21 protein-coding genes and 1 tRNA gene are annotated in these 24,509 nt (G+C 58.3%); 8 read left to right on the forward strand and 14 right to left on the reverse strand.

Annotated features, from left to right (window positions below; translation table 11 throughout):
* Window positions 1–20 precede the first annotated feature (20 nt).
* Entirely contained in the window at window positions 21–794 is a 774-nt protein-coding gene (locus tag HRR99_RS08385; protein WP_111838190.1) for an ABC transporter substrate-binding protein, read from the reverse strand.
* A 335-nt stretch (window positions 795–1,129) separates the two neighbouring features.
* Between HRR99_RS08385 and HRR99_RS08390 the strand changes: the two genes are divergently transcribed.
* Window positions 1,130–3,355, forward strand: coding sequence for an OmpA family protein (locus HRR99_RS08390; RefSeq protein WP_233121143.1), 2,226 nt, complete (start codon window positions 1,130–1,132; stop codon window positions 3,353–3,355).
* A 126-nt stretch (window positions 3,356–3,481) separates the two neighbouring features.
* Here HRR99_RS08390 and HRR99_RS08395 read toward each other — a convergent pair whose 3' ends face one another.
* From HRR99_RS08395 to HRR99_RS08405, 3 genes are all read right to left on the reverse strand, one after another.
* Window positions 3,482–3,970 carry an Lrp/AsnC family transcriptional regulator gene (locus HRR99_RS08395; RefSeq protein WP_111838188.1) on the reverse strand — a complete coding sequence of 163 codons (489 nt, stop codon included), beginning with the start codon at window positions 3,968–3,970 and terminating at the stop codon, window positions 3,482–3,484.
* A 66-nt stretch (window positions 3,971–4,036) separates the two neighbouring features.
* Window positions 4,037–4,672 carry a uracil-DNA glycosylase family protein gene (locus HRR99_RS08400; protein ID WP_233121144.1) on the reverse strand — a complete coding sequence of 212 codons (636 nt, stop codon included), beginning with the start codon at window positions 4,670–4,672 and terminating at the stop codon, window positions 4,037–4,039.
* Window positions 4,673–4,680: 8 nt separating this feature from the next.
* A complete protein-coding gene (locus tag HRR99_RS08405; protein WP_233121145.1) occupies window positions 4,681–5,259 on the reverse strand; it encodes a thermonuclease family protein in 579 nt (192 codons plus the stop codon).
* A gap of 107 nt (window positions 5,260–5,366) precedes the next feature.
* Here HRR99_RS08405 and HRR99_RS08410 point away from each other — a divergent pair, with 107 nt between their 5' ends.
* A complete protein-coding gene (locus HRR99_RS08410) occupies window positions 5,367–6,902 on the forward strand; it encodes a sensor histidine kinase (protein ID WP_111838186.1) in 1,536 nt (511 codons plus the stop codon).
* Here HRR99_RS08410 and HRR99_RS08415 read toward each other — a convergent pair.
* Complete coding sequence (locus tag HRR99_RS08415; protein WP_233121146.1) at window positions 6,899–7,318, reverse strand: diacylglycerol kinase; 420 nt, start codon at window positions 7,316–7,318, stop codon at window positions 6,899–6,901. The two genes, HRR99_RS08410 and HRR99_RS08415, sit on opposite strands and share 4 nt — an antisense overlap.
* Before the next feature lie 7 nt (window positions 7,319–7,325).
* Window positions 7,326–8,348 (reverse strand): nicotinate-nucleotide--dimethylbenzimidazole phosphoribosyltransferase, encoded by a 1,023-nt coding sequence (gene cobT, locus HRR99_RS08420; RefSeq protein ID WP_112500008.1) that lies wholly within the window; start codon window positions 8,346–8,348, stop codon window positions 7,326–7,328.
* A 154-nt stretch (window positions 8,349–8,502) separates the two neighbouring features.
* Between cobT and HRR99_RS08425 the strand changes: the two genes are divergently transcribed.
* Genes HRR99_RS08425 through HRR99_RS08435 form a run of 3 tightly spaced genes read left to right on the forward strand, consistent with a single transcriptional unit; the run spans window position 8,503 to window position 10,180 of the window.
* On the forward strand, window positions 8,503–9,267 hold the full coding sequence (locus tag HRR99_RS08425) for an adenosylcobinamide-GDP ribazoletransferase (protein WP_233121147.1): 765 nt from the start codon (window positions 8,503–8,505) through the stop codon (window positions 9,265–9,267).
* A gap of 17 nt (window positions 9,268–9,284) precedes the next feature.
* A complete protein-coding gene (locus HRR99_RS08430) occupies window positions 9,285–9,476 on the forward strand; it encodes a DUF1289 domain-containing protein (protein WP_233121148.1) in 192 nt (63 codons plus the stop codon).
* On the forward strand, window positions 9,473–10,180 hold the full coding sequence (locus HRR99_RS08435) for a retropepsin-like aspartic protease family protein (protein ID WP_233121149.1): 708 nt from the start codon (window positions 9,473–9,475) through the stop codon (window positions 10,178–10,180). The genes HRR99_RS08430 and HRR99_RS08435 overlap by 4 nt, the downstream gene beginning before the upstream one ends.
* A 13-nt stretch (window positions 10,181–10,193) precedes the next feature.
* Here HRR99_RS08435 and HRR99_RS08440 read toward each other — a convergent pair whose 3' ends face one another.
* The 5 genes from HRR99_RS08440 to HRR99_RS08460 all read right to left on the reverse strand — a co-directional run bounded on the left by HRR99_RS08440 (window position 10,194) and on the right by HRR99_RS08460 (window position 16,288).
* The gene (locus HRR99_RS08440) at window positions 10,194–10,775 is read right to left on the reverse strand and encodes a transglutaminase-like cysteine peptidase (protein WP_233121150.1); all 582 of its coding nucleotides are present in this window, start codon (window positions 10,773–10,775) and stop codon (window positions 10,194–10,196) included.
* 537 nt (window positions 10,776–11,312) lie between these two features.
* Window positions 11,313–12,017, reverse strand: a complete 705-nt coding sequence (locus HRR99_RS08445) for a hypothetical protein (protein WP_233121151.1) — start codon at window positions 12,015–12,017, stop codon at window positions 11,313–11,315.
* A gap of 213 nt (window positions 12,018–12,230) precedes the next feature.
* Entirely contained in the window at window positions 12,231–15,074 is a 2,844-nt protein-coding gene (locus HRR99_RS08450; RefSeq protein ID WP_233121152.1) for a valine--tRNA ligase, read from the reverse strand.
* Between the two features lie 383 nt (window positions 15,075–15,457).
* Window positions 15,458–15,670 (reverse strand): hypothetical protein, encoded by a 213-nt coding sequence (locus HRR99_RS08455; protein WP_111838177.1) that lies wholly within the window; start codon window positions 15,668–15,670, stop codon window positions 15,458–15,460.
* A gap of 216 nt (window positions 15,671–15,886) precedes the next feature.
* Window positions 15,887–16,288 (reverse strand): hypothetical protein, encoded by a 402-nt coding sequence (locus HRR99_RS08460; RefSeq protein WP_233121153.1) that lies wholly within the window; start codon window positions 16,286–16,288, stop codon window positions 15,887–15,889.
* A 96-nt stretch (window positions 16,289–16,384) separates the two neighbouring features.
* On the opposite strand from HRR99_RS08460, the gene HRR99_RS08465 reads away from it, so the two are divergent.
* Entirely contained in the window at window positions 16,385–17,266 is an 882-nt protein-coding gene (locus HRR99_RS08465) for a hypothetical protein (RefSeq protein WP_233121154.1), read from the forward strand.
* 176 nt (window positions 17,267–17,442) lie between these two features.
* On the opposite strand, the gene HRR99_RS08470 is transcribed toward HRR99_RS08465, so the two are convergent.
* Window positions 17,443–17,518 (reverse strand) — tRNA-Lys (locus HRR99_RS08470).
* A gap of 160 nt (window positions 17,519–17,678) precedes the next feature.
* Window positions 17,679–17,933 carry a GlsB/YeaQ/YmgE family stress response membrane protein gene (locus HRR99_RS08475; RefSeq protein ID WP_111838175.1) on the reverse strand — a complete coding sequence of 85 codons (255 nt, stop codon included), beginning with the start codon at window positions 17,931–17,933 and terminating at the stop codon, window positions 17,679–17,681.
* A gap of 156 nt (window positions 17,934–18,089) precedes the next feature.
* Here HRR99_RS08475 and HRR99_RS08480 point away from each other — a divergent pair, with 156 nt between their 5' ends.
* Both HRR99_RS08480 and HRR99_RS08485 read left to right on the forward strand, forming a co-directional pair.
* Window positions 18,090–20,663, forward strand: coding sequence for a mechanosensitive ion channel family protein (locus HRR99_RS08480; RefSeq protein ID WP_422387257.1), 2,574 nt, complete (start codon window positions 18,090–18,092; stop codon window positions 20,661–20,663).
* A gap of 167 nt (window positions 20,664–20,830) precedes the next feature.
* A complete protein-coding gene (locus HRR99_RS08485) occupies window positions 20,831–23,344 on the forward strand; it encodes a GcvT family protein (protein ID WP_233121155.1) in 2,514 nt (837 codons plus the stop codon).
* A gap of 227 nt (window positions 23,345–23,571) precedes the next feature.
* Here HRR99_RS08485 and exoR read toward each other — a convergent pair whose 3' ends face one another.
* Entirely contained in the window at window positions 23,572–24,366 is a 795-nt protein-coding gene (gene exoR / locus HRR99_RS08490; protein ID WP_233121156.1) for an exopolysaccharide production regulator ExoR, read from the reverse strand.
* Window positions 24,367–24,509: the final 143 nt, after the last annotated feature.

The raw sequence follows: 24,509 nt of genomic DNA on the forward strand, positions 1-24,509 counted from the left end.
CTATTCAACAGGCAAGCGGCTTATTTGCCGTAAACATCGAAATCGAAGTACTTGTCGTTGATCTTCTTGTATTCGCCGTTGGCGCGGATGGCGGCGATGGCAGCAGTCAGCTTGTCGGCAAGTGCCGTGTCGCCCTTGCGCACTGCGATACCGGCGCCCTGGCCATTGATGGCTTCATCGACGGGCATTGGGGCAAGGATTTTGCAGCAAGCGCCTGCGTCGGATTTGACCCATTCCGAGAGAACGACGATATCGTCGATCACGCCATCGATACGGCCATTGGTAATGTCGAGCTTGTACTCGTCGGCTGTCGGGTAAAGCTTCAGCTCGGAATCAGCCAGGTGCTTTTCCGCGTAGTTTGCGTGGGTGGTGGAACCCTGCGCGCCGATGGTCTTGCCCTTCAGGTCTTCGACCGTCTTAACCGGGCTGTCCTTCGGTACGGCGATTGCTGGAGGTGTATTGTAGTATTTCTTCGAGAAATCGACCTTTTCCAGACGCTCTGGTGTGATCGACATGGACGCTACGATGGCGTCGAACTTCTTGGCCTGAAGGGCCGGAATGATGCCGTCCCAATCGTTGGTGACGAAGGTGCACTCTGTCTTCATCTCCACGCAAAGCGCCTTGGCAATGTCGATGTCGAAGCCGGTCAGGGTGCCGTCTGCTTCAAGAACGTTGAAGGGTGGGTAGGCGCCTTCCGTGCCAATAACCAGCTTGTCCTGCGCCATGGCGGCACCGGAGAATAGCGACATCGCGGCAATCGATGCAGCAGCAAGCAGACGGGTGGAGATACGCATTTCGATCCTCTCTTTCGGCAGATCCGCCCCGGCTTGTTTGTGTTTTCCGGGCGGTAAATGTTTCGCGTGGCGCACTCATCCCTATGGGTGAGCGCCGCGCTTGCCGGATAGTCTTATCCTTGTCTTGAAAATGCAACCCTAATCGTTTCGCACCGCAACGAACGCCACAAACAGCCCATGAAATGGCCTTGATCTGTTCATTTCAGGTACAGACCCGCTCCGTCATCATGGGAACCAGACTGCAATTCGGACGTTGTTCACCGCCCGCATGTGCAGACGCGTTTTTCTAAATCCGTAAACAAGCGGTACAAACGATTTCTAGGTGAGGAACTTTGATGCTGAAGAAAAACAAGCTGCTGACCGGGGTGGTCTTCCCCCTGATGTCGATTGCCATGGTCGCCGAGCCTGCGCTTGCAGCGACGGGCAACGGCGTACCATACTATACTGCCAGCCATTCGACGCCTGCCAGCGGCGAAATGCTGGTGGCGCAGGCCGAACCGCCTGCCGAGGAGCTTCCCAAGAAGCGCCAGCAGCAAGAGCAGCAGGAAGAGCCCAAGGCCGAAAAGCCACGGGCGCCAGAGCCTAAGGCCGAAGCGCCCCGCGCGGAGCAGCCAAAGGAAGAGGCACCAGCGCGCCCACGTCGTGAAGCCGCACCTGAGGCGGCCCCCGAACCGCAGCGTCAGGAAAAGCAGCAGGAGCGCCCTCGCCGCGAAGCCGCACCGGAAGGTGCTGCCGAACCACAGCAGCGTCCGCGTCGCGAAGCCCAGCCGGATGCGGCCCCTGCACAGGCGCAGCCTGAGCAGCAGCAGGAGCGTCGCCGCCCTCAGCGCGACCAGCAGCCAGCAGCAGACGGTGAGCAGACACCGGAGCGTCCACGCCGTAACGCACAGCCAGACGCCGCCCCCGCAGAGCCAAAGGCAGAGCAGCCATCGGAAACTCCTCGCCGTCCACAACGCGAGCAGCAGCCGGCGGCCGAAGGCACGCAACCGCCAAAGGCACAGGGTGAGCGCCCTCGCCCGGCTCCCGACGCCGCACCTGCGGGCGCTGAAGAAGCCAAGCCTGAAAAGCCAGCCGTTCCCGGCAGAAAGCCTGCCCCAGAACCTGAAGCTGGAAAGACCCCTGTCCCCGCAGAGCCACCGACACCCGGCAAGGCCCCTGCTCCAACCGATCAGCCGAACCCTGCTCCCGGCCAGCAGCCATCCGAGCAGCCACGCCCGCCGCGCGGCCAGAACGGTGAGCCAGCCCCTGTTCCAACGGAACCAGCGGTTCCAAATGGCGCAACCACCGGACAGGCACCGGCAAACGAGCCAGCCCCAACGCAGGTCGCGACACCTCAGCAGGAAGCTCCTCCATCCACCAAGGAACAGCTCGACAAGGCACGCGCCGTTGCCAAGGACCCGTCCAAGTCCTCGGACACCGTGCTTCTGCCGGTCGACAAGGGTGCTGCCGTTCTCGACAGTGACAAGGAAGCCTATCGCAGCGGCAACGAGCAGACACGCGAGCAGCGTCGTCTTGAGCGTGAGCAGGGTCGCGACTTCAAGGTCCCGACATCCGACGCCGAAGCACAGTCCTCTTCCCGCCGTGACGGTGCATCCGCTCCGAAAATCGTCATCCAGAACATCACCAATGTCCAGGGTGAGCGCATCGACCGTCGTCCCGATTTCGACCGTCCAGACGGCGTGCGGGAATGGCGTCCCCGTGACATGCCGCGTGACCGCGATATGGGCGACCGCGTCTTCCTGCAATTCGGCGACCGCGTGGTCGTGCGTGGCAATGACGACGACCGCTTCATCAGCGACGGCGCAAAACCTTACTACGAGCGCCTGCCCGGTGACCGCTACCGCGAAACCATCGAGCGTCCTGACCGCACGCAGATCGTAACGATCCGCAACCGCTATGGCGACGTCGTCCAGCGTTCGCGTATCGATGCACGTGGCCGTGAGTACGTGCTGTTCTACGCACCTGAGCTCGTCGATCAGCCTGACCGCGAATACGTCTATCGTGACCCAGGTCTCGACCTGCCACCACTGCGTCTGCGTATTCCCGTCAACGAGTACATCATCGACACGTCTTCGGATGAGGATCGCGACTACTACCGCTTCCTCGAACAGCCGCCGGTCGAACCAGTTCAGCGCGTCTACTCGCTGGATGAGGTTCGCTACTCTGCCCGCGTTCGCGACATGGTGCGCCGTATCGACCTCGATACCATCACCTTCGCGACAGGCAGTGCGGAAATTCCGATGAGCCAGGCACAGTCGCTGCGCAAGGTCGCGGACGCGATGAACAAGGTCCTGAAGAACAACCCGGCAGAAACCTTCCTCATCGAAGGCCACACGGACGCGGTTGGTAACGATGAAAGCAATCTTGTGCTGTCAGACCAGCGCGCCGCCTCCGTCGCCAATGTTCTCTCAGATGTCTACGGCATCCCGCCGGAAAACCTGACGACACAGGGCTATGGCGAGCGCTACCTGAAGGTCCAGACTCTCGGCCCAAGCCAGGAAAACCGCCGCGTCACCATCCGCCGCATCACCCCGCTGGTCCGCCCAGTCGCCCAGAACTAAGGCTTGATGTTTGAAATGAGAAAGGCCCGGAAGCTAACTGCTTCCGGGCCTTTTGTTTGGTTTACAGAACCAAAGCCATGAAAGTTGACCCGAACAGTGGTGGCTCAGGTCGAGATATTCAGCGCCTCACTCCTCGCCGGACTTCGGATTGTCCAGCAGCATGTAGTCAAGCGGAAGTTCGGTCGTGTATTTGATCTGCTCCATGGCGAAGGCAGAGGAGACGTCGCGGATTTCGATCTTGGCGATCATGCGCTTGTAGAAGGCGTCGTAAGCGGCAATATCGGGTACGACGACGCGCAGAAGGTAATCCACGTCACCGCTCATGCGGTAGAATTCCACCACTTCGGGGAATTCGGAAACCACTTCGGAGAAGCGCTTCAGCCACTCGATGGAGTGAGATGCCGTGCGGATGGAGACGAAGACCGTGACCTTGGTATTGACCTTGCCAGCGTCGAGAATGGCGACGCGGCGGCGGATGACACCGTCTTCTTCCATTTTCTGGATACGGCGCCAGCACGGCGTCGTTGAAAGACCGACCTTTTTGGCAAGATCGGCGACAGCAAGTGTGGAATCTTCCTGCAAAATTCGTAGTATTTTTCGGTCGAGGCGGTCCAATCTACTCTCCTCCAGAATTATTTTCCTCTGTTTACACTAAAAAAAAGAGAAAAAAAGAATTTTGTTTCAGGCGATAAGCCTTTCCACAGACTGACGAAGTACGGGCAACAACTCTTCCTCGAACCACGGGTTTTTCCGCAGCCACGCCGTATTGCGCCAGCTGGGATGCGGCAGTGGAAGCACCGGAATGCCCTCGTTGGTATGGAAATAGCTGCGCCAGTTTTGCACCGTTTCCGTCATTGTTTTCATGCGTCGCGGGCCCAGATGCCAGGCTTGCGCATATTGCCCGATTGCCAGCACCAACTCGACCTGCGGCATCGCCTGCATCACTGTCTCGCGCCAGCGCGGAGCGCATTCCCGGCGCGGCGGCAGGTCGCTGCCCTTGGCGTCATACCCGGGAAAACAGAAGCCCATGGGCACGATCGCAAACCGGTCTGGATCGTAGAACGTCTCCCTGCTCACACCCAGCCAGTCCCTCAGCCGGTTGCCCGAGGCGTCGTTGAACGGCAATCCGCTCTCGTGCACTTTCAGGCCCGGCGCCTGTCCGGCGATCAGCAGCCTTGCTGTGGTGGAAACGACCGCAACCGGGCGCGGCTCGTGCGGCAGGCGATCTTGGGCGCCTTTCAGCGGCGCGTCACGACAGAGCCTGCATTGCGCAATGTGCAGCCGAAGCGCGGCAACGTCTGGATGATCCGGCACCATGCGCGTCCCTACCATCCCATGATCTGCCTGATCAGGCTGAGCACTCCGGCCAGCGGCACATCCATGTCGGCGGCCTTGTGTTCCCGTCGCCAATCCCGTGGCTGCTCGAAGGTACCGGACCATATGCCAGCGCGCCGGTCCTGCGCCTGCGCTTGTTCTCGGGAGAACAGGAAATATTCCGTGGTCACCGCATAACCGGCTGCAACCATCAAGCCTGCCAGATCTCGTTCTCCGATCATGCAACGAACGAGCAGCCTTTTGTAGCGGTCGCGCTCACTGCCGGAACAGTCCACGGCTCCGCTTTGCAGCAGCGTCTGGACATAGGTTTTCGCCTGCCTGCCGCAGGGCCATTCATCTGCGCTGCGCTGGCAGCTCTGGTCTAGTTCCGGCGCATCGATGCCGAGCAGCCGGAAGCGTTCGCCGTCACGGGCAATGGTGTCACCATCCACCGCCGTGAACCGGCCCGAAAACCGCTCCTGATTGATACCATCCACCCGCGCTGCAATCAGCGTGCCCATCACCAGCAACAGAACGGCGATGATGCCGTCCTTCACCAGCCGGAATGGCCCGCCCGACTTTCGTCTCATGTAAGAACAAACCCTTTTCAGAAATGGCAAACAAATCCTTTAGCGGCAGCATCTTCTTAAGATTTTGCGACTAGGCTGCAAGTCTTTAGATCATTCGCGTTGTATCAATGAGTAAAAGCGCCAGCACCATCGCTGACAAAAACATCGTCGACCGTTCCAGAACGCGCCGTAACAAGGCGGTGTTCGATACGGTCAAGGCGACGCGCGAACGCTTGCAATACGGCCCGGTCAGCGGCAATGCTTTCGAGCGTGACATGCTGCAGATGCATATTGCCGAGACGTTGCAGAGCGCAACGATCATGCCTCTGTTCACGATACTGGCAACCGGCGTCGGCATCTATATCAGCCGCGATCCGCAAATAGTTGCATGGGCCGTGCTGGCACTGACCGCCCACGCCATCGCCCTGTTGTTTGCCCGTCGCGCATCGCGTCAGGAACTGACACCCGCCAATCTGTCCACATGGCAGACCATATTCCTTGCCGCACAGATCGTCATCGGCCTTGTCTGGGTGCTGTTTGCCATCCAGAAAATAGAGGCGGGCGACCCGGCGCTGATCATGTTCTACAAGGGCGGTACGCTGCTGATTGCCCTGTCGATCACGGCGACATCCAACGTGTTGCTACGGCGCGCCATGTTGATGACGTTCCTGCCCGTGCTTGTTGCGCTGAGTGTGACGGCAGCCCTTTCGCGAAGCCCGATGGAAATTGGTCTGGCGCTGATGTTCGCGCTCGCCATGCTGTTCTGCCACCACGTCACCAAGCGCCTTTACCAGTCCAGCATCAAGCTCCTGTCCTTCCAGTCGGAAAAAGACGATCTGATCGCCGAGCTGGAAGTGGCAAAATCCATGTCGGACGAGGCGCGCCGGCGGGCTGAAGAGGCCAACATGGCCAAGTCGCGCTTCCTCGCCTCCATGTCACATGAGTTGCGGACTCCGCTCAACGCCATCCTCGGCTTTTCCGAGGTCATGGCGTCTGAAGTTCTCGGACCGCTGAACAATCCCTTATATAAAGAGTATTCCGGCGATATTCACCGCTCGGGCCAGCACCTTCTCGACCTCATCAACGAAATTCTCGATCTGTCACGCATCGAAGCCGGGCGATACGACCTGCATGAAGAAGCCATCGCGCTTCTGGAAATCGCAGATGATTGCGTGGGCATGATCCAACTTCGGGCGCGCGCCAAGAACATCCGCATTTCACAGCAGTTCGAAACCACCCTGCCCCATGTCTGGGCCGATGAAAAATCGATCCGGCAAGTCATTCTCAATCTTCTGTCCAATGCCGTGAAATTCACCCCACAGGGCGGCGAAATCACCATCAAGGCGGGCTGGACGGCAGGCGGCGGGCAATATGTCGCCATTCGCGATAACGGCCCGGGTATTCCCGAAGAGGAAATTCCCGTCGTTCTCTCGGCCTTTGGCCAGGGCTCGATTGCTATCAAGAGTGCCGAACAGGGAACGGGCCTCGGTCTGCCCATCGTACAGGCCATTCTTGCCAAGCATGACGGCCAGTTCGTACTGAAATCGCGCCTGCGCGAAGGCACCGAAGTCATTGCCATTCTGCCTGCCAAGCGCGTGCTGCAAAGCATTCCAGCCGTCGAAGACGTGCAGGTCGTGCAGCCGCGCAAACGGTCGTTCGCTTAAAGCGCAGCGACCGGAAAAAAGATCGTGCTAACCAGCGAGTAGAGCACGAAACCGCCATTCGCCATCAACAGACAGAACACTGCGAAAGAACCGAGATCCTTGGCGTTGCGGGCAGCGGAGGAGAACTCCGGCGACACCCGGTCTACGATTTCCTCAATGGCCGTATTGAGCGCTTCGATCGAAAACAACAGCAGCATCAGCACCACGAAGATCAGGTAATGCGCCAGCGGGGCACCGATGACGCCCATCACCGCCAGCCCCGCGCCAAGCGCCAGAACTTCATGGCGAAACGCCGCCTCTTTCCACAGCCGCGACAGTCCCTGCGCGGAATAGCGCGCAGCGGCGAAGAGATGCTTCAGCCCGGTCTCCTTGCGGAAAACCGGTTCTGGTGGCTGCATGACGTTGGGGTTGTCCATGGTGATCTCAGTGGTCGGTACGGGTATCGACACCCGCTGCGGCAAAGGTCGCCATACCAGAATGGCACGCCGCTGCGGATTTGACGATACCGGCAGCAAGTGCTGCCCCGGTTCCCTCGCCCAACCGCATGCCCAGCGCCAGAAGCGGCGTCTTGCCCAGCCTTTCGACCGCAGCCAGATGACCCGGCTCGCCGGACACATGGCCGATCAGGCAATGGTCGAGTGCGGCAGGGTTGGCCGCCTTGAGAAGAGCCGCAGCAGCGGTTGCCACATAACCATCGATCAGCACGGGAATTTTCTCGACGCGGGCGGCCAGAATGGCACCGGCCATCGCCGCGATTTCACGACCGCCGAGGCGGCGCATGATTTCCAGCGGGTCGGACAGGTGGTCCCTATGAAATTCGACAGCGGCTTTGACGGCAGCGATCTTGCGCGCCATGACGTCGCCTTCCGAACCGGTGCCGGGACCGGTCCATTCTTCTGCGGTGCCGCCATAGAGCGCCAGATTGATTGCAGCGGCAATCGTGGTGTTGCCGATGCCCATTTCGCCGATGCACAGAAGGTCCGTGCCGCCTGCAATGGCTTCCATGCCGAAAGCCATGGTGGCTGCACAGTCGCGCTCGGAAAGGGCCGGTTCGGTGGTGATGTCGCCGGTCGGGTAGTCCAGCGCCAGATCGAAAATCTTCAGACCCAGATCATTCGTGACACAAATCTGGTTGATGGCCGCGCCACCGGCGGCAAAGTTTTCGACCATCTGCTGCGTAACGGACGATGGATAGGGGGTGACGCCATGGCGGGTGACGCCGTGATTGCCAGCGAAAATCGCCACCAGCGGACGGTTGACCGCAGGCGCACGCCCGGACCACGCCGCCAGCCACATGGCGATCTCCTCCAGACGGCCGAGCGAACCGGCTGGCTTGGTCAGTTGCGCATTGCGCTCCTTCGCGGCCACCAGCGCGTGGGTATCGGGACCCGGCAGGTCGCGCAGCAACGTGCGAAAATCATCAAAGGGCAATCCGCTCATGCTCATGATATCGGTCTTTCTGCTCACGCCGGACGCTTGTCTTTTCCGGCAAATCGGTCTTTGCTGCGCTTCTCATAATCGGGGATGCGCAGAGGAACAACCTCAAATGCGATATGCCGCTGTTCAACAACAGGAGAGACGGTTGCGGGCTGGGAATTTCATGACGGATATGATGCGGTCGCTGAGCTTTCTCAGCCGCATTCCCGTAAACGACATCTTCTTTGAAGACGACCAGCGCCCGCTGGGGCAGATGGTGCGCGCATTCCCGGTTGCAGGCGTGCTGATCGCCCTGCCCGCCGCCTGCCTTGCAGCGATTCTGGCAAATGTGGACGCCGATCCGCTGATGGCGGCAGCACTGGTTCTCACCGTTACGACAGTCATCACCGGCGCCCTGCACGAAGACGGCCTTGCAGATACCGCCGATGGTTTTGGTGGCGGCAATAGCCCGGAGCGCGCGCTGCTTATCATGAAGGACAGCCGCATCGGCACCTATGGAGCCATTGCGCTCATCGTGTCCTTCGTGCTGAGAGCATCGGCCATCGCCGCCCTGTTTCGAGAACTGTCGCCTCCGGCCATCGCTGCCAGCATCATTGCCGCTGCAACAATCAGCCGTGGGCTGATGGTTTGGCACTGGCAGACGCTTGCCCCCGCCAGAGATGGCGGCGTGGCAGCAACGGCGGGCCAGCCGGGAGAGCGTGAACGCAAGGGCGCAATCACCTACGGCACGTGCATCGCGATTTTCCTCTGCCTGCCCTTTTTCTCACCCTATCTCCTCGTTCTCGCCGTCGCCGCTGTCTTCGGCGTTACCCATCTGTTCAATCGCCTCTGCGACCGCAAGATAGGTGGCCACACGGGAGACACCATCGGCGCAACCCAACAGATCACAGAGATCGTGATGCTCGTTGCCCTTGCCCTGATCGCCTAGATTGCGGATATGAAGTGATGGAATCACCTTGTATCGACATCTGTTCGCTGGACCCCGTGGATGGGCTGTGTACCGGTTGCCACCGCAGCATCGAGGAAATCATGGGCTGGACGGGCTACACATCGGCAGAGCGTCTTGCCATCATGGCCGAACTACCGCAGCGCGCCGCACAGCGCCATGAAACCCTTCAGGAGACAGCGACCGTATGAACAGGCTGACCTTCGTTCTCCTCGTACTGGGCATCGGCCTTGCATTGCTGGTCATCAATCACGATAGCGGCCAGACATTCGGCATCAGCAACGAGCAATTCGGACAGTTGGTCTACCTCGTACCCATCGCAGGACTGCTTTCGGCAGGGATACTGGCGGGCAATCGAGGTGGGTTTTCCACTGCGGTGCGACAGCTTGCCATCTGGCTCGTCATCATACTCACTCTCGTCGCCGCTTATCTCTATCGCTACGACTTCCAGCGTTTCGGAGACCGGGTGCTGGCAGGCCTCATGCCGGGCCGCGCCGTGGTGATGACCACCCAGAACGGCGATCAGGAAGTCATCCTCAACAAATCCATGAGCGGGCATTTCGAAACGAATGCCGAGGTCAACGGTGGCACCGTGCACATGCTGGTCGATACCGGTGCCAGTTCCGTCGTTCTGTCGAGAAGCGATGCGGAGGCGGTCGGAATCAACGTTGACAACCTCTCCTATACGGTGACCGTCATGACGGCCAACGGGCGTACATCGGCAGCGCCGGTGCGCCTGTCGGAAGTCGCGATAGGACCGATTGTCCGGCGCAACATCTCAGCCCTTGTGGCTCAGGATGGGCAACTGGACCAGAGCCTGCTGGGCATGACATTTCTCTCCACCCTCGGCTCATTGCAGATGCAGACAGACGAGTTGAAGCTGCGCGACCGCTAGCGTCTGCTAGCGCTTAAATCTGGCTGAACTGCTTCGCGCGTGGACCGGACAGAATGACTTCCCAGGCCGCTTTGTGGTCGTATTTCTGGCGCGCAAGGAAGGTGTAGCCGGTGCGATCCCAGGATTTGATCGAACTGGTCATATTGTCCAGCACGTAGTCTCCATCGGCGATACGGACCATTAGCACCGCGTGATTGTTGCCACTGCGATCCAGCACGACCGAAACGGCCATCTTGCTAGCGGGAAAGCCCGCATCCAGAAGCGCCTTGGTCTTTGCCATGGCATAGTCTTCACAATCGCCACGCCCGTCTTTCGGCAACGTCCAGTAATTGCTGCGCCCGTAGACGACGCTATCTTCTGCGGGACGGATAGCCGCATTCACCTGTCGGTTGACCTTGGTCAAAAGCTCCAGCGCCTCGGCGTCGCTCATCTTCACACCAGCCTTTGTGGTGCAGAGCCAGCTGTAACGCTGACAGGCGGATGAAAAGCCTTCCGGGGCGGCAATGGCGCGCGTCGCCTGCAACTGGCCGGCACATACGGGTGTGCAAAGCATGGCCGCGCCCAAAAGAGCGTAGCTCAAAACAGAAAATTTCATGATATGCCCGTTCCTTTGAGGTAGCCTGGTGATCCAAGGGCTCGGAAGACCGCTGCCCGACTCACGCAACAACACGTAGGCATGCACACTGTAGGTGACCGACACGACGTCGTACTCTAACCAAAACACCTTTAAAACGCGCCTAAGGCCACCTCATGGCATGATTAGCCTAAAAGATCAAAAAAATATTAACGTACCCCTTTTTGATGTGTGCCATTTCGGGAAAGTCGGCCTTCGGAACAGATGTTCTGACAGCCACATCGCCGTTCTCCGCCACAGCAAAAAAGTGCCAAAATGAGAATATAATTCTCAGAAACATATAACTACTTTGGTTAAATATAGCCCGACAATAGCTTAATATAGTTAGTGTCAAGACATTAGCACGAAATAATCACAGTATACCGTCATATTGTGCATAATATTTCGTTAATATAGCCTCCACAGTGCGGTCCTAAAACTGCCAATCAATGGAGGAATCCCATGAGCAGTAAGATAACAACTGTGTTCTCGTGTATTGCAATCTTGCTGTCCAGTACGTCACTGGTATCGGCTCAAACGCGTCCACAACGATGCGATCGAGTAACGCCAGGAACGCTGGAGGCAGCGCTCTGCAGACCCACAGCCACAATACCAACTTCTATAGACAGCCAGGGCGACAACGACAGAAACAACGGAAATCCCGGCAGTAGCAACCCTGGTGGTGGCAACCCGGGCGGCGGCAATCCCGGTGGTGGCAACCCAGGCGGTGGCAATCCCGGTGGAGGTGGTCACCATGGCGGCCATGGTCACCACGGCGGTGGCGGTCACCATGGCGGCAACAGCGGTGGTCACCACGGCGGTAACAGCGGTGGTCACGGCGGCAACAGCGGTGGCCATGGCGGCAACAGCGGTGGTCACGGCGGCAACAGCGGTGGCCATGGCGGCAACAGCGGTGGCCATGGCGGCAACAGCGGTGGTCACGGCGGCAACAGCGGTGGCCATGGCGGCAACAGCGGTGGCCATGGCGGCAACAGCGGTGGCCATGGCGGCAACAGCGGTGGCCATGGCGGCAACAGCGGTGGCCATGGCGGCAACAGCGGTGGCCATGGCGGCAACAGCGGTGGCCATGGCGGCAACAGCGGTGGCCATGGCGGCAACAGCGGTGGCCATGGCGGCAACAGCGGTGGCCATGGCGGCAACAGCGGTGGCCATGGCGGCAACAGCGGTGGCCATGGCGGTCACGGCGGTAACAGCGGTGGTCACGGTGGCTACGGCGGTAACGCCACTTAACCTCTCCCGATCCCTTCAGAACCGGCACTAAACGCGTTGCCGGTTCTGACCCAAAAACAAACGGGCCGCTCTTCAGCGGCCCGTTTTCATGTCTGCGCTACGAGAAGACAAATCACACTGCGTAATCGCAACCCGCAGACAGGTGTCTGAGACTGGTCACTCATAACGAGCGATCAGTTACAAACATCAACCGGCTTCGTTGACCCGCTGGAGAGCTGTGCGGAGGCTCTTGATCTGGACATCCAGCTCAGCCTTGCGGTCGCGGTCGGCGGCAACCACTTCCGGGTCGGCATTGGCCACGAACTTTTCGTTCGACAGCTTCTTGTCGATCCGTTCAAGTTCCGCTTCCACCTTGCCGATAGCCTTTTCGAGACGGGATTTTTCCGCCGCGACATCGATGAGGTTTCCGAGCGGAATGCACACTGTCGCCTCACCCAGCACCAACTGTGCGGAGCCCTTCGGCGCAACATCGGCGCCGCGGATTTCGTCAGCACGGGCCAGACGGCGAATGGCTGCCGAATGACGGTCGAGACGCATTTCCGTGGTCGGGTTCGCGGCAACGACCACCAGCGGGGCCGTCGCACCCGGCGGCACGTTCATTTCCGAACGGGTCGAACGAATACCGGAGACGAGGTCCACCAGCCAGTTGATTTCCGCTGCCGCCGCCTCATCGCGGAACTCCGGTGTCGGCCAGTCGGTGTGGCACAACAGGTCGGCGCGGCTCTCACCCTCACCGGCTGAATGCGCCCACAGCTCTTCCGTCATGAACGGCATGAACGGATGCAGCAGCTTGTAGATTTCCTCCAGAACATAAGCCGCGCACGCCTGCGCCTCGCGCTTGGCATCCTCGTCGTCACCACTGAAGACTGGCTTCAGAAGTTCGAGATACCAGTCACAGACCTGATTCCAAACGAAGCGGTAAAGCGAACTTGCCGCATCGTTGAAGCGGTAATTCTCGACAAAGCCGGTGACTTCCTTTGCCGTGTTGGCAAGCTCGGTCAGAATCCAGCGGTTAATCGTCTGTGTCGTCGCTTCGGGGATGAAATGCGGGTCCCGCTTTACGCCATTCATCTCTGCGAAACGGGTGGCGTTCCAAAGCTTGGTGCCGAAGTTGCGGTAACCGGCGATGCGCGCCGGGTCCAGCTTTACGTCGCGACCCTGCGCCGCCATGATGGCAAGCGTAAAGCGCAGCGCGTCCGCACCATATTCGTCGATCAGATCGAGCGGGTCGATGACGTTGCCCTTGGACTTCGACATCTTCTGGCCGTTCTTGTCGCGAACCAGCGCATGAACATAAACCGTGTTGAACGGCTCGACCGGATTTCCTGCATCGTCCTTCATGAAGTGAAGGCCCATCATCATCATGCGGGCAACCCAGAAGAAGATGATATCGAAGCCGGTGACGAGCACGTTGGTCGGATAGTAGCGCGCCAGTTCCGGCGTCTTGTCCGGCCAGCCGAGCGTGGAGAACGGCCAGAGCGCGGACGAGAACCACGTATCGAGAACGTCTTCGTCGCGAGTCAGGATTTCCCCCGGCTTGAAGTTCTCAAGCTTCTCCTCAACCCAGGCCTTCCAAGGGCCTTCATGCGCCAGATAATGCTGGATCGCCGCCTGCAACGCATCCTCTTCGGTCTTTTCAACAAAGACCTGACCATCTGGACCGTACCATGCTGGGATCTGGTGACCCCACCACAATTGGCGCGAGACGCACCACGGCTGGATGTTTTCCATCCATTCGTAATAGGTCTTGTCCCAGTTCTTCGGCACGAAGTTGGTGCGGCCTTCGCGAACGCTCTCGATGGCCGGCTTGGCCAACGTCTTGGCATCCACATACCATTGTTCCGTCAGACGCGGCTCGATCGGCACGCCGCCACGGTCGCCATGCGGCACCATGTGCTTGTGCGGCTCGATCTTGTCGAGCAGACCGGCTTCCTCGAAAATCTCGACGATGAGCTTGCGCGCGGTAAACCGGTCCTGCCCTTCCAGACGGTCCCAGGCGCCATGCAGTGCCGCGGGATGATCAAGCCCTTCGAGGAAGTCTTCATTTTCCTTGATGCAGATCGTACCATCGATGTTCATGATGTTGATGGCGCGCAGGCCCGCACGCTTGCCGACTTCAAAGTCGTTGAAATCATGCGCAGGCGTGATCTTGACCGCACCGGTGCCCGTGGTCGGGTCAGCATATTCATCCGCAACGATCTCGACCCTGCGTCCAACGATTGGCAGAATGATATGCTTGCCGACAATGCCCTTGTACCGCTCGTCATCAGGGTGAACCGCAATACCCGTATCACCCAGCATGGTTTCAGGTCGGGTGGTCGCAACGACGATGTAATCGCGAGTTTCGAATTCGGTCGCCTTGCCGTCCTCATCGAAGGCAATGGGGTATTCGTAGGTGACGCCCTTTTCCAGCGGATAACGGAAGTGCCAGAGGTTACCCTTGATCTCCTGCGGCTCGACTTCCAGATCGGAAATCGCCGTCAGCAGCTTGGGGTCCCAGTTGACGAGACGCTTGTCCTTGTAGATCAGGCCCTGCTTGTACAGCGTAACGAAGACCTCAAGAACCGCTTCGGAAAGCCCCTCGTCCATCGTAAAGCGCTCACGCGACCAGTCGCAGGATGCGCCGAGACGCTTCAACTGGTTGAAGATCAGCCCGCCGGACTCTTCCTTCCATTCCCAGATCTTTTCGACGAAAGCCTCACGGCCCATATCGCGACGGCCCGGAAGCTGGTTTTCCATCAGCTTGCGCTCGACAACCATCTGCGTTGCGATGCCGGCATGGTCCATGCCCGGCTGCCAGAGCACATCCTTGCCGCGCATACGCTCGAAGCGGACCATGATGTCCTGCAGCGTGTTGTTGAGCGCGTGGCCCATATGCAGCGAGCCGGTCACGTTTGGCGGCGGAATGACGATGGTGAAGGCCTGCGCACCCGGCTTGGCGTTGGCGCCAGCGCGAAACGCATTGGCATCATCCCACGCCTTGGCGATTTTCGGTTCTACGGATGCGGAATCGTAGGTCTTTTCGAGCATTTATGGACCTGAATTTTAGAGTTCCAGAGCATGTTGCGCAAAACCATAAAGCGGTTTTACGGTAACGACATGCGACAATTCAAACAGACTATAGCACATCGCGAATCCGGGAAATCGCGTCGTGCCATATGTATGATTTTTAAATAAGGATGGGGGATTGAGAGTCAACAGCATCTGGCTATTTCCGAGCCAAAGCGCCGCAAACAAAAACCGCCCCGTGATGTGGAACCGACCTTATGACAACGTCAAACAGGTCAGTTCGTATCTGGAGCGGTGTTGCTGTTGTCGAATCGTGTCTTGGAACAGAAGGCGCGGACGTCGCTGGCGTCCCTAGATGACGTCGGGCCAGCACCTGATCTCGGCCCGAAACGAGAACCGTCCACTCAGGACAGCAGGCGATCATCCGTAAAGCTGCTCTCGGGAACCTTACCACTGGCAAGCGCCATGATTGCGAGAACCGCATGTTGACGGTCCCAGCCAGCACCCTCGGCCTTCTCGATAAGGCCGTTGATTGATGGCTCAAGAGCAAATTGGCATTCAGCCTGATAATCCATGGTGTCGACCGAAAGCGACGGGGAATTGATCAAAGCGCGCATTAAGCACTCCATTCTAACGCACGGACTCCCGAGAGGAACTCGGGACGTACGAAAATTCACACACTCAAAGCACTGGCCACCACTAAGATGACCGGCGGTACAAGTAAAACGAATCCCCCAGCGAGAGGGAGATTCTGTCATATGAGTGTGAGTGTCAAGTTCAGATCACTGACGATCCTGTGGATATCCCGGCCATTCAAGCGGCCCAGCGGTCTCTCAATAGTCACGCCGAGGCTTGCGCCGCCAGATCAGCATCGCCATCAGAACGAGGCAGAACATGATGAACCATGTCAGCGGAAACGCCATGAACAGGGCCGCATAGCCGCAGGTCTCTCCCAAGCAGGAGCCCAGACCACCCGCTTCTGCCACAATGGTCACCGTGAAGGCGGCAACAAGCCCGCTGCCCACCACTCCGGCCATCAGAATCAAAATATTGGTAACAGTTCTCATTCGCACCATTATGCCGAAAAATAAGACGGCTTTGGGGATGGCAACCCATATCGGAAGAATAAGCTGATAAACGTCGGCGTGTGTGGCATTCGTGTTGAGGATTTCAATATTGCCAACGATTTCAGTAATCTGGAAACAATGATGGATGACGATGGCTTTCTCGGCCAAGTCTCGATGTGACCGGAAAGTTGAAAGGCGTGAAGCAGACAACTGTATTATAATTCCACCTTTGGCTGCAAAAAAGAACGACGTGGCGATCCATTTTTGATAACTATTGTCGCTAGAGACAGGTTAGATAAAGGGGAACTGCGAATGAGGCACTATCTTCGGGGAACACTCGTCGTCGCGCTCATTTGGATGTCGTCCGTTGCATCTGGTCATGCCGATGACCAGGCGGTCAAGGAATTTCTGATCGATCAAGGCTGCGCGCTCGGCCCTTCAACCATGTCGGCCGCGCTTACGGCCGGGATCGATACGTCAATCATCGTTAAACTCACGACAGATGCTCAGAGAGATGGCCGAACGGTGAAGACCGGACACTGGTTGGTTCTTCCCAGAGAGACGTGCGAAATTAAACCGCCAAGGGTCACAAGCGAAATCGCCATAGACGATCCCGAGGTCGTTCAGAATACCTCTGCGATCGACGCCTATGCCGCCGACGGTTCTCCCGGCTGTTATCTCGATGGCCAATCAGTATTCGAAACCGCAAAGGTCTCGCGAGGATGGACTGCTGATAAGGCCAATCAGGAATATCTACGGTTTTTAGGCGCTGGGTTGATTTCAGGTGATCTGGCTTTCTTCTCCCCAGACCCGCTGCGAACTCCGCCGGGATTTATGATCACGCGCGGCGCTTGCGCAAAGGTGCCGCAGATGCCGGAGGTCGAGAAGACCCACGCGCTTTTGGTAAAACACTTCGACGCCCTGATCCGAGCAGATGCTGCGGGCGAAGCGACATGTGACAGTTCCGGCGTTCCAAGCTGGAAGTTTACGGAAGTCTCAGAGCGTATTTTTGGCGAGAAGGCACCAAATGCCTGGATGGGGTTTGAAATCACATTCATCGCCATGGGCGTTGGCTGGTACGAAGGACAGTCCGCAACGAAAAAAGGCGTACCACGTCCGCCCCTGTGCCAATACAAAGCAAATTGATCACTTCACGAGACGTAGTCCTCCAGACATGTTGATGTCGGAGGTCGTGCGTTGCGTCGTTATGATGAGAAGAGAAATGCTTTTGCCTGCGACGGCTAATGGCGGTCGGACACATACCTGCATCACGTTCGCCGACTTCAAGAAGTCACAATAACATTTTGATTTTTGAGAGAAAATGGTGGGTGATGTAGGGCTCGAACCTACGACCCGCTGATTAAGAGTCAGCTGCTCTACCAACTGAGCTAATCACCCGCCGCCGCCGTGTCTGGCGGTGTGAGTGGCCGTATAAAGAGGATAATTCGGCTTGTCCAGCGTGGAAATGACATTTCTGCGAAATTTGTTTCGTAAAAATCTCGACCACGCTGGAAAACCCTTGAGTACCGGGCTTTTTAAGGCCTGGTTCTTTTTTCCATCAGCCGCGACGGAACGCGCGGGCTACCGCAATCAAGATGCAGGCACCGATGAAGCCGGCGATAAGGTAGCCGATCCAGCCCGTCAGCACGACGCCGAACAGTGCGAGAATGGCGTTGGCGATGATGGCGCCCACGATTCCCAGAATGATGTTCATGAAAACACCCATATTGCTCTTCATGAACTGTTCGGCGAGCCAACCGGCTATGCCACCAATGATAATCGCGGCGATCCAACCAATACCAGCAGTTTCCATGACGTTCTCCTTGTTTGCGCACAACATATATTCGGTGATTGTAATGGTTGAGACCGCCAAGAAGTTCCGCGCTATTCCTGCGCTTGCTTCTTGATACGCAAAACTTGCCGTTTATTTTGATCGAATGATTCGGCAGCAGCACAAAGGGCATTCTTGATGACGTTTTCGATAAGGCAGCAACGGTGGTTACCTGCCCTGTTCCTATTGCCCGTGTTATGGTTGCTGATATCCTCATTCGCCTTCGCCCAAGTCACGGATCAAGGCGCGTCCAGCGCTTCGCTTCCCATCGTGGAGCAATCCAAGGCCGATCTTGAAAAATCGAAAGCCACGCTGGCGCAAATCAACCAGCAAATCGAAGATGCGCGAAACGAAGACCCGCGTCTGGTCGATCTCAAGGGCAAGGCAGACGATCTCGCCAGCACGGCCAGCGGCACGGTCACTAGCCTGCGAAGCAGGCTCGATGAGATCAATTCGCGCATCACCTCGCTTGGCGAACCGCCCAAGGAAGGCCAGCCGCCAGAGGCCAGCGTCGTCACCGACGAGCGGACGCGGCTGAACTCCGAAAAGTCGCAGATCAATGCGGTTCTGGGCGATGCCGAAGCAGTGTCGGGCCACGCCACACAGCTTTCCAACAACATCACGGCAATGCGCCGTGCCCTGTTTGCCGCCACACTGTTCAAGCGCACGGAAATCTCGCCATCAGTTCTCGCCGATGCAGGCACCGAATTCGTCGGCGAGATCAGCGCACTCAGCAGTTCGCTAACGGGTTGGGCGATTTTCGTCTGGAACTACAAGCGCCTGTCGATGTTTGGCGCGGTCTCGCTGTCCGTCATGGCTGCGGTGCTGTTCCTTTGGGGTGGATACCGCATTTTGGGGCACCGGATGGAGCGCCGCGCCTTTTCTGGCGAGCCGTCCTATCTCAGACGCCTGTCCGTGGCCTTCTGGTCCACAACCATACAGGCCATGTCCGTCTTTCTTCTGATGGTCACCTCGGCATTCTTCCTGGATAATTTCGGCGTGCTGAGACCGGATATCGCACCCATCGTCTATGTCGCGATGTCGGTCATCGCGTTCGTCTACTTCGTATCGCGCCTGACCTACGCCATCTTTGCGCCGACCCAGCCGGAATGGCGTCTGCTGCACGTCTCCAACCATGGCGCCCATGTGTTGTCCTCAGCGGTTCTGCTCATGTCCTTGGTCAACGGGCTGGATTACCTGTTCAGCACCATCAGCGAAACGTTGAACTCCCCGCTGATCCTGACCGTCGCCAAAAGCTTCGTCGCCTCGATCATCATCGGCGTGATTCTCTTTGCGATGTCGTTCCTGAAGCCGATGATCGGTGAAGGTGAGGATGCCGAAAACGGCCATCACCGCCTGCCTCGCTGGCTATCCATCCTGCTGCGCGTCGGCGGCCTGTTACTCATTGGCGCGTGCCTGACCGGCTATGTCGGCTTGGCGCGTTTTCTGGCAACGCAGATCGTCGCGACGGGCGCGGTGCTTGCCACTGTTTATATCGGCATTCTCTCCGGCAAAGCCATTTCCAAACAGGGCGCTTTTGCGGAAACGCTGGCCGGACGCTATCTCGGCAGACGCTTCGGTCTTGGCCCCGTCCCGCTGGATCAGGCAGGCTTGGCCGCAGGTCTTGGAATTTATGGAATAGCGCTCGCCTTCGGCATTCCGCTCATTCTGTTTTCCTGGGGCTTCCAGCCGGGCGATATCGAAGGCTGGGCCTATCGTCTGCTGACCGGCTTCAGCATCGGCAATACCTCCATCTCGCTGATCAGCATTTTCACCGGCATCCTCGTCTTCGTGGTGGGCTATGCGGTTACCCGCTGGTTCCAGAGATGGCTGGACCGCAACGTCATGGCACGCGGTCAGGTGGATGCTGGCGTGCGTAATTCCGTCGGCACCGGCATCGGTTATCTCGGCATCGTAGTGGCCGCCATTTTCGGTATCTCATCCGCCGGTCTCGATCTGTCGAGCCTCGCCCTCGTCGCCTCGGCGCTGTCGGTCGGTATCGGTTTCGGCCTACAGAACATCGTGTCGAACTTCGTATCCGGCCTTATTCTTCTGGTCGAACGCCCCTTCAAGGTCGGTGACTGGGTGGTGACGGGCACGGTCGAAGGAACCGTCAAGCGCCTCTCGGTGCGTGCGACCGAAATCGAGACTTTCCGAGGCCAGTCCATCATCGTGCCGAACTCGGAGTTCATCAACTCTTCCGTCGGCAACTGGACGCATAGAAACCGCATCCAGCGCGCCGAGATTCCCGTTTCCGTTTCCTACGACACGGACCCACAGCGGGTGATGGATATTCTGCTGGAACTGGTGAAGAAGCAGCAGCCGGTTCTTCGCAACCCGGAACCGCATGTGGAATTCCTGCGGTTTGGAGAGTTCGCACTGGACTTCGAACTGCGTTTCCATCTGGCCGATCTCAGCCATGGCCTGACGGTGAAAAACAATCTGCGAATGGAGATTTTGAAGCGGTTCCACGAAGAAGGAATCAGCATTCCCATGAAACAACGCAATCTGAATATCCATGTCGATGCAGACAGCAATCCGCAGGCGCTGGCTGCGTTGATGGATGACGAAGGCGACAAGTCGGTTGTGGCACCAGCCCCAACCGCTGCCGCACCGAAGCAAGACGCGCCCAAGCCTGATAAACAGGACGCACCCGCAAAGAATGCGGAAATCGAGACGGCAAGAAGTGCTGCGCGCAACCGCAGAGGCTGATGCTCCGAGGCCTTGAAAATCGTCAAAAGGCTCGCCGTCGCGGCGAGCCTTTTGCATGTCGTAATCAGGCGTTTGGGCGGCGGTGCGACATTGCATAGTCTGGCCCCAACGGGCTTGATAAAGCCTGCGTGAAAGCGGACGAACAGGCTTCAAGGGGAATTTTCATTATGAAGACACATGCGCGGGCGGTGGTGATCGGTGGCGGCGTCGTTGGTGTTTCGACGCTTTATCATCTGGCCAAGAAGGGCTGGAGCGACGCCGTTCTGATCGAGCGCAAGGAGCTGACATCAGGCTCCACCTGGCATGCCGCTGGCCTGCTGCCGCTGTTCAACATGAGCTATTCCGTCGGCCAGATCCACAAATATTCGGTGAAGTTCTATGAAGAGCTTCAGGAAGAAACCGGCATGAATGTCGGCTTTTCGAAGGTGTCTAACATTCGTCTCGCCCGCACTAGGGATCGCTGGGACGAATATATGTACTATTCCGGCATTGCCGAAACCATCGGTGTCAACGTCAAGATGCTGACGCCGGAAGAGGTGAAGGACGTCTGGCCGCTCTGTGAGACCGATGGCCTGCTGGGTGCCATCCAGCACCCCGACGATGGCTACATTCAGCCCGCAGACCTCACACAGGCTCTTGCCAAGGGCGCGCGCGACCGTGGCGCCACCATCTATCGCAACACGACCGTCACAGCACTTGAGCAGCTTGAGGACGGTCACTGGAAGGTGACGACGGACAAGGGCGAGATCATCGCCGAGCATGTCATCTCCTGTACCGGCAACTTCGCTCGCAAGACCGGCGAGATGGTCGGCATCAACATTCCCGTCATTCCGGTCGAGCACCAGTATATCGTCACCGAACCACACCCCGCCATTCTGGAGCGTCGCAAACAAGGCCTGCCGGAAATGGGCGTGCTGCGCGAATCCGATAGCGCCTGGTACATGCGCGAAGAGGCTGGTGGCCTTATTCTCGGCCCGTATGAGGTCGGCGCGCCCGTCTGTTATGTCGATGGTCCCTCCGACCAAAGCGAATACGAGCTGTTCCAGGAAGAGCTCGACCGCCTGATGCCGCACATCGAAGCAGCAATCGCCCGCGTTCCGGCCTTCGGTGAGGTCGGCATCAAGAAGGTCTATAACGGCGCCATCGCCTATACGCCTGACGGCAACCCGATTGTCGGCCCTGCACCGGGTCTGAAGAACTTCTGGCTGAACGAGGGCCACTCCTTCGGCATCACCGCAGCCGGTGGCGCGGGCTGGCAGCTGGCGGAATGGATCGTCGACGGCGAGCCTACGCTCGACCTGATGGGCGTTGATCCACGCCGCTTCGGCCCCTATGCGACAGAAGGTTACCTCATCGCCAAGAACGAGGAGGCCTATGCCAACGTCTTCACCATGCACTACCCGGATGAAGAGCGCGTCGCCGCCCGTCCTTTGAAGACCACGCCGATCTATGACCGCCTGAAGAAACTCGGCGGCGTCTTCGGCTCCGTCTACGGCTGGGAGCGCGCCAATTGGTTCGTGCCGGATGGTTACGAATTGAAGCCGGAAGAGCTTGGCGTAGGTGCCGACGTCATCACCAACCACAATCATGCACCAGCACTGGATGATGGTCGCATCGTTGAGAAATGGTCGTTCCGCCGCTCGAACTACTTCGAGCATGTCGGAAACGAGGTGAAGAACGTCAGCCAGAATGTCGGCGTGCTGGATATGTCGGCCTTTGCCAAGATGGAAGTCTCCGGCTCCGGCGCACGCGCATGGCTGGACTCGATCCTCGCCAACGCCATCCCCAAGAAGCGCGGGCGCATTGCGCTAACCCACCTTCTAACCAAGGACGGCGGCGTGAAGGCGGAATTTACCGCCTATGAGTGGGCACCGGGTCGATTCTATCTCGTTTCCGCCGGTGGTCTAGAAAATCACGACCATGACGTACTGCGTCGCCTCGCCCCGACGGATGGCTCGGTTATCCTCCAGCCGATCACGCAGAAATACGGCGTGCTGGCATTGGCCGGTCCGAAGTCGCGCGATGTGCTGAAAAAGTTGACCCGCACCAGTCTCGATAACAAGGATTTCCCTTGGCTCACCGCCAAGGAAATCTCCGTTGGTGTCGCGACGGCCCACGCACTGCGTGTCAACTTCGTCGGAGAACTGGGCTGGGAGCTTCACCACCCCATCGAGATGCAGGCCTATATCTTCGACCGGCTGATGGAAGCCGGAGCGGAGTTCGGCATCAAGCCCTTCGGCATTCGCGCCATGGTCTCGATGTCGCTGGAAAAATCCTACCGCAACATGGGCCGCGAACTTTCGGTCGAATACAATGCCTACACGTCAGGCCTCGACCGCTTCATCAAGCCGGAAAAGCAGTTCATCGGTCGTGACGCTGTGGTCGCAGGCAAGGAAAAAGGCCTGAACTGGCTCTTCTCCACCCTTGTGGTCTCCGGCAACACGACAGTGGACGCCCGCGGTTCGGAAGCCATCTACAATGCTGCTGGCGACGTCGTCGGTCGCGCCACGTCAGGCGGCTTCGGCTGGCGTATCGGCAAATCGCTGGCGCTCGCCATGCTGTCGCCGGATCACGCCGCCATCGGCACCAAGCTGAAAATCAAGATACTGGGTGATCTCTACGACGCCGAAGTGGTGGTAGAAAGCCCGTTTGATCCCGATAACGCCGTGCTGAGAGCCTGACGCGAACACATTACGACACTTTCAGTTACCTCGGCCTTATCAACGATAGGCCGGGGTGACGGAGAGGTTAGCAGGCACGGATAATTTCTGTGACCGGCGGATAACGGAACGTGCAGGCACCACAGCCAAACTTCACAACGCGTGCGTCATCAACACGCGCGGCTCTAGGGCAGCGGGAAGCTGTTCTATACCGTTAGATCATAAGGAAATTGACCCGCCGGATGCGATCAGTCTGCGTCGCCAGCCGAGATGTTTTGTGCAAGCGAGATCGCCACGCGGCGATCGTCTTCTGCTGCCACGGAGAAAGCCTGCTCCTGCAGGTTTTGGATCCATTTGCAGTTGACGGAGGAACACTTGTCCAGCGCAGCCGTCATGAAAGCGAGGCCACGAACGGTCTGGCCTTCCTGAAACAACAGATTGCCGAAGATCGACATTGCACCGGCATGACCGTGCTTGCGGGCCTGGTTCAGCCACTTCTTGGCCTGCTGCGCGTCGGCACGACCGCCCTCGCCCGCCAGGATCATCTGCGCGAGTTCGAACTGCGCCTCGGCAACGCCGAAGGTAGAGGCGACCTGGAAATAAAGCTGGCGCGCCTGAGACAGGTCCGTCTTCACGGGGCTGCCGGGAATGCCGTGGCGGTAGTAATCGGCAAGCGAAAGCAGGGCGTTCACGAAAAAGCCCGTGTCTTCGGAACCGGGCTCCACGCCCTGGCTGGCAATCTCGCTGTAAATCTTGAAGGCTTCGAAGTCATTCTTGGCCACGCCGTCGCCAAAGGCATACATATTGGCAAGCGCCCAGCGGGAGCCCGTATGGCCCTTTTCCGCAGCATAGCGGTATGCCTCGACAGCATCGTCCTTCTTGCCGCTCTTGTAAGATTTGAAGCCGAACTTGAACAGGTCGAAAGGGCCGGATTCCTTGGTCACGCCGGAATTGATATCAAAAGCAGCAGCAGGCATTGCAAGCGTTGCAAGCAATAACCCGGTACACAGCGGTTTCAAAACGTTGATGTCACATTTCAGCATTTAAACGGACTTCTCTCACTCTTCCCGGCGTATAGCGAATACTCACGCAATACTGCAAAGCCAATTCACACCAGGCTGCAACTTTGGAACACACTGCGTCTTTCCAGCCGCACTTTTGACAGTGCTGCCAGTCATGGCTTCCG

The sequence above is a fragment of the Agrobacterium vaccinii genome, assembly GCF_021310995.1.
GTDB classification, from domain to species: Bacteria; Pseudomonadota; Alphaproteobacteria; order Rhizobiales; family Rhizobiaceae; genus Agrobacterium; species Agrobacterium vaccinii.

Coding starts and splice junctions, on each gene's coding strand:
- HRR99_RS08485 (WP_233121155.1), top strand. CDS start 20,831: ATGAAGACACATGCGCGGGCGGTGGTGATCGGTGGCGGCGTCGTTGGT.
- HRR99_RS08480 (WP_422387257.1), top strand. CDS start 18,090: ATGACGTTTTCGATAAGGCAGCAACGGTGGTTACCTGCCCTGTTCCTA.
- HRR99_RS08475 (WP_111838175.1), bottom strand. CDS start 17,933: ATGGAAACTGCTGGTATTGGTTGGATCGCCGCGATTATCATTGGTGGC.
- HRR99_RS08410 (WP_111838186.1), top strand. CDS start 5,367: ATGAGTAAAAGCGCCAGCACCATCGCTGACAAAAACATCGTCGACCGT.
- HRR99_RS08390 (WP_233121143.1), top strand. CDS start 1,130: ATGCTGAAGAAAAACAAGCTGCTGACCGGGGTGGTCTTCCCCCTGATG.
- HRR99_RS08440 (WP_233121150.1), bottom strand. CDS start 10,775: ATGAAATTTTCTGTTTTGAGCTACGCTCTTTTGGGCGCGGCCATGCTT.
- cobT (WP_112500008.1), bottom strand. CDS start 8,348: ATGAGCATGAGCGGATTGCCCTTTGATGATTTTCGCACGTTGCTGCGC.
- HRR99_RS08425 (WP_233121147.1), top strand. CDS start 8,503: ATGACGGATATGATGCGGTCGCTGAGCTTTCTCAGCCGCATTCCCGTA.
- HRR99_RS08435 (WP_233121149.1), top strand. CDS start 9,473: ATGAACAGGCTGACCTTCGTTCTCCTCGTACTGGGCATCGGCCTTGCA.
- exoR (WP_233121156.1), bottom strand. CDS start 24,366: ATGCTGAAATGTGACATCAACGTTTTGAAACCGCTGTGTACCGGGTTA.
- HRR99_RS08430 (WP_233121148.1), top strand. CDS start 9,285: ATGGAATCACCTTGTATCGACATCTGTTCGCTGGACCCCGTGGATGGG.
- HRR99_RS08415 (WP_233121146.1), bottom strand. CDS start 7,318: ATGGACAACCCCAACGTCATGCAGCCACCAGAACCGGTTTTCCGCAAG.
- HRR99_RS08450 (WP_233121152.1), bottom strand. CDS start 15,074: ATGCTCGAAAAGACCTACGATTCCGCATCCGTAGAACCGAAAATCGCC.
- HRR99_RS08455 (WP_111838177.1), bottom strand. CDS start 15,670: ATGCGCGCTTTGATCAATTCCCCGTCGCTTTCGGTCGACACCATGGAT.
- HRR99_RS08400 (WP_233121144.1), bottom strand. CDS start 4,672: ATGGTGCCGGATCATCCAGACGTTGCCGCGCTTCGGCTGCACATTGCG.
- HRR99_RS08385 (WP_111838190.1), bottom strand. CDS start 794: ATGCGTATCTCCACCCGTCTGCTTGCTGCTGCATCGATTGCCGCGATG.
- HRR99_RS08405 (WP_233121145.1), bottom strand. CDS start 5,259: ATGAGACGAAAGTCGGGCGGGCCATTCCGGCTGGTGAAGGACGGCATC.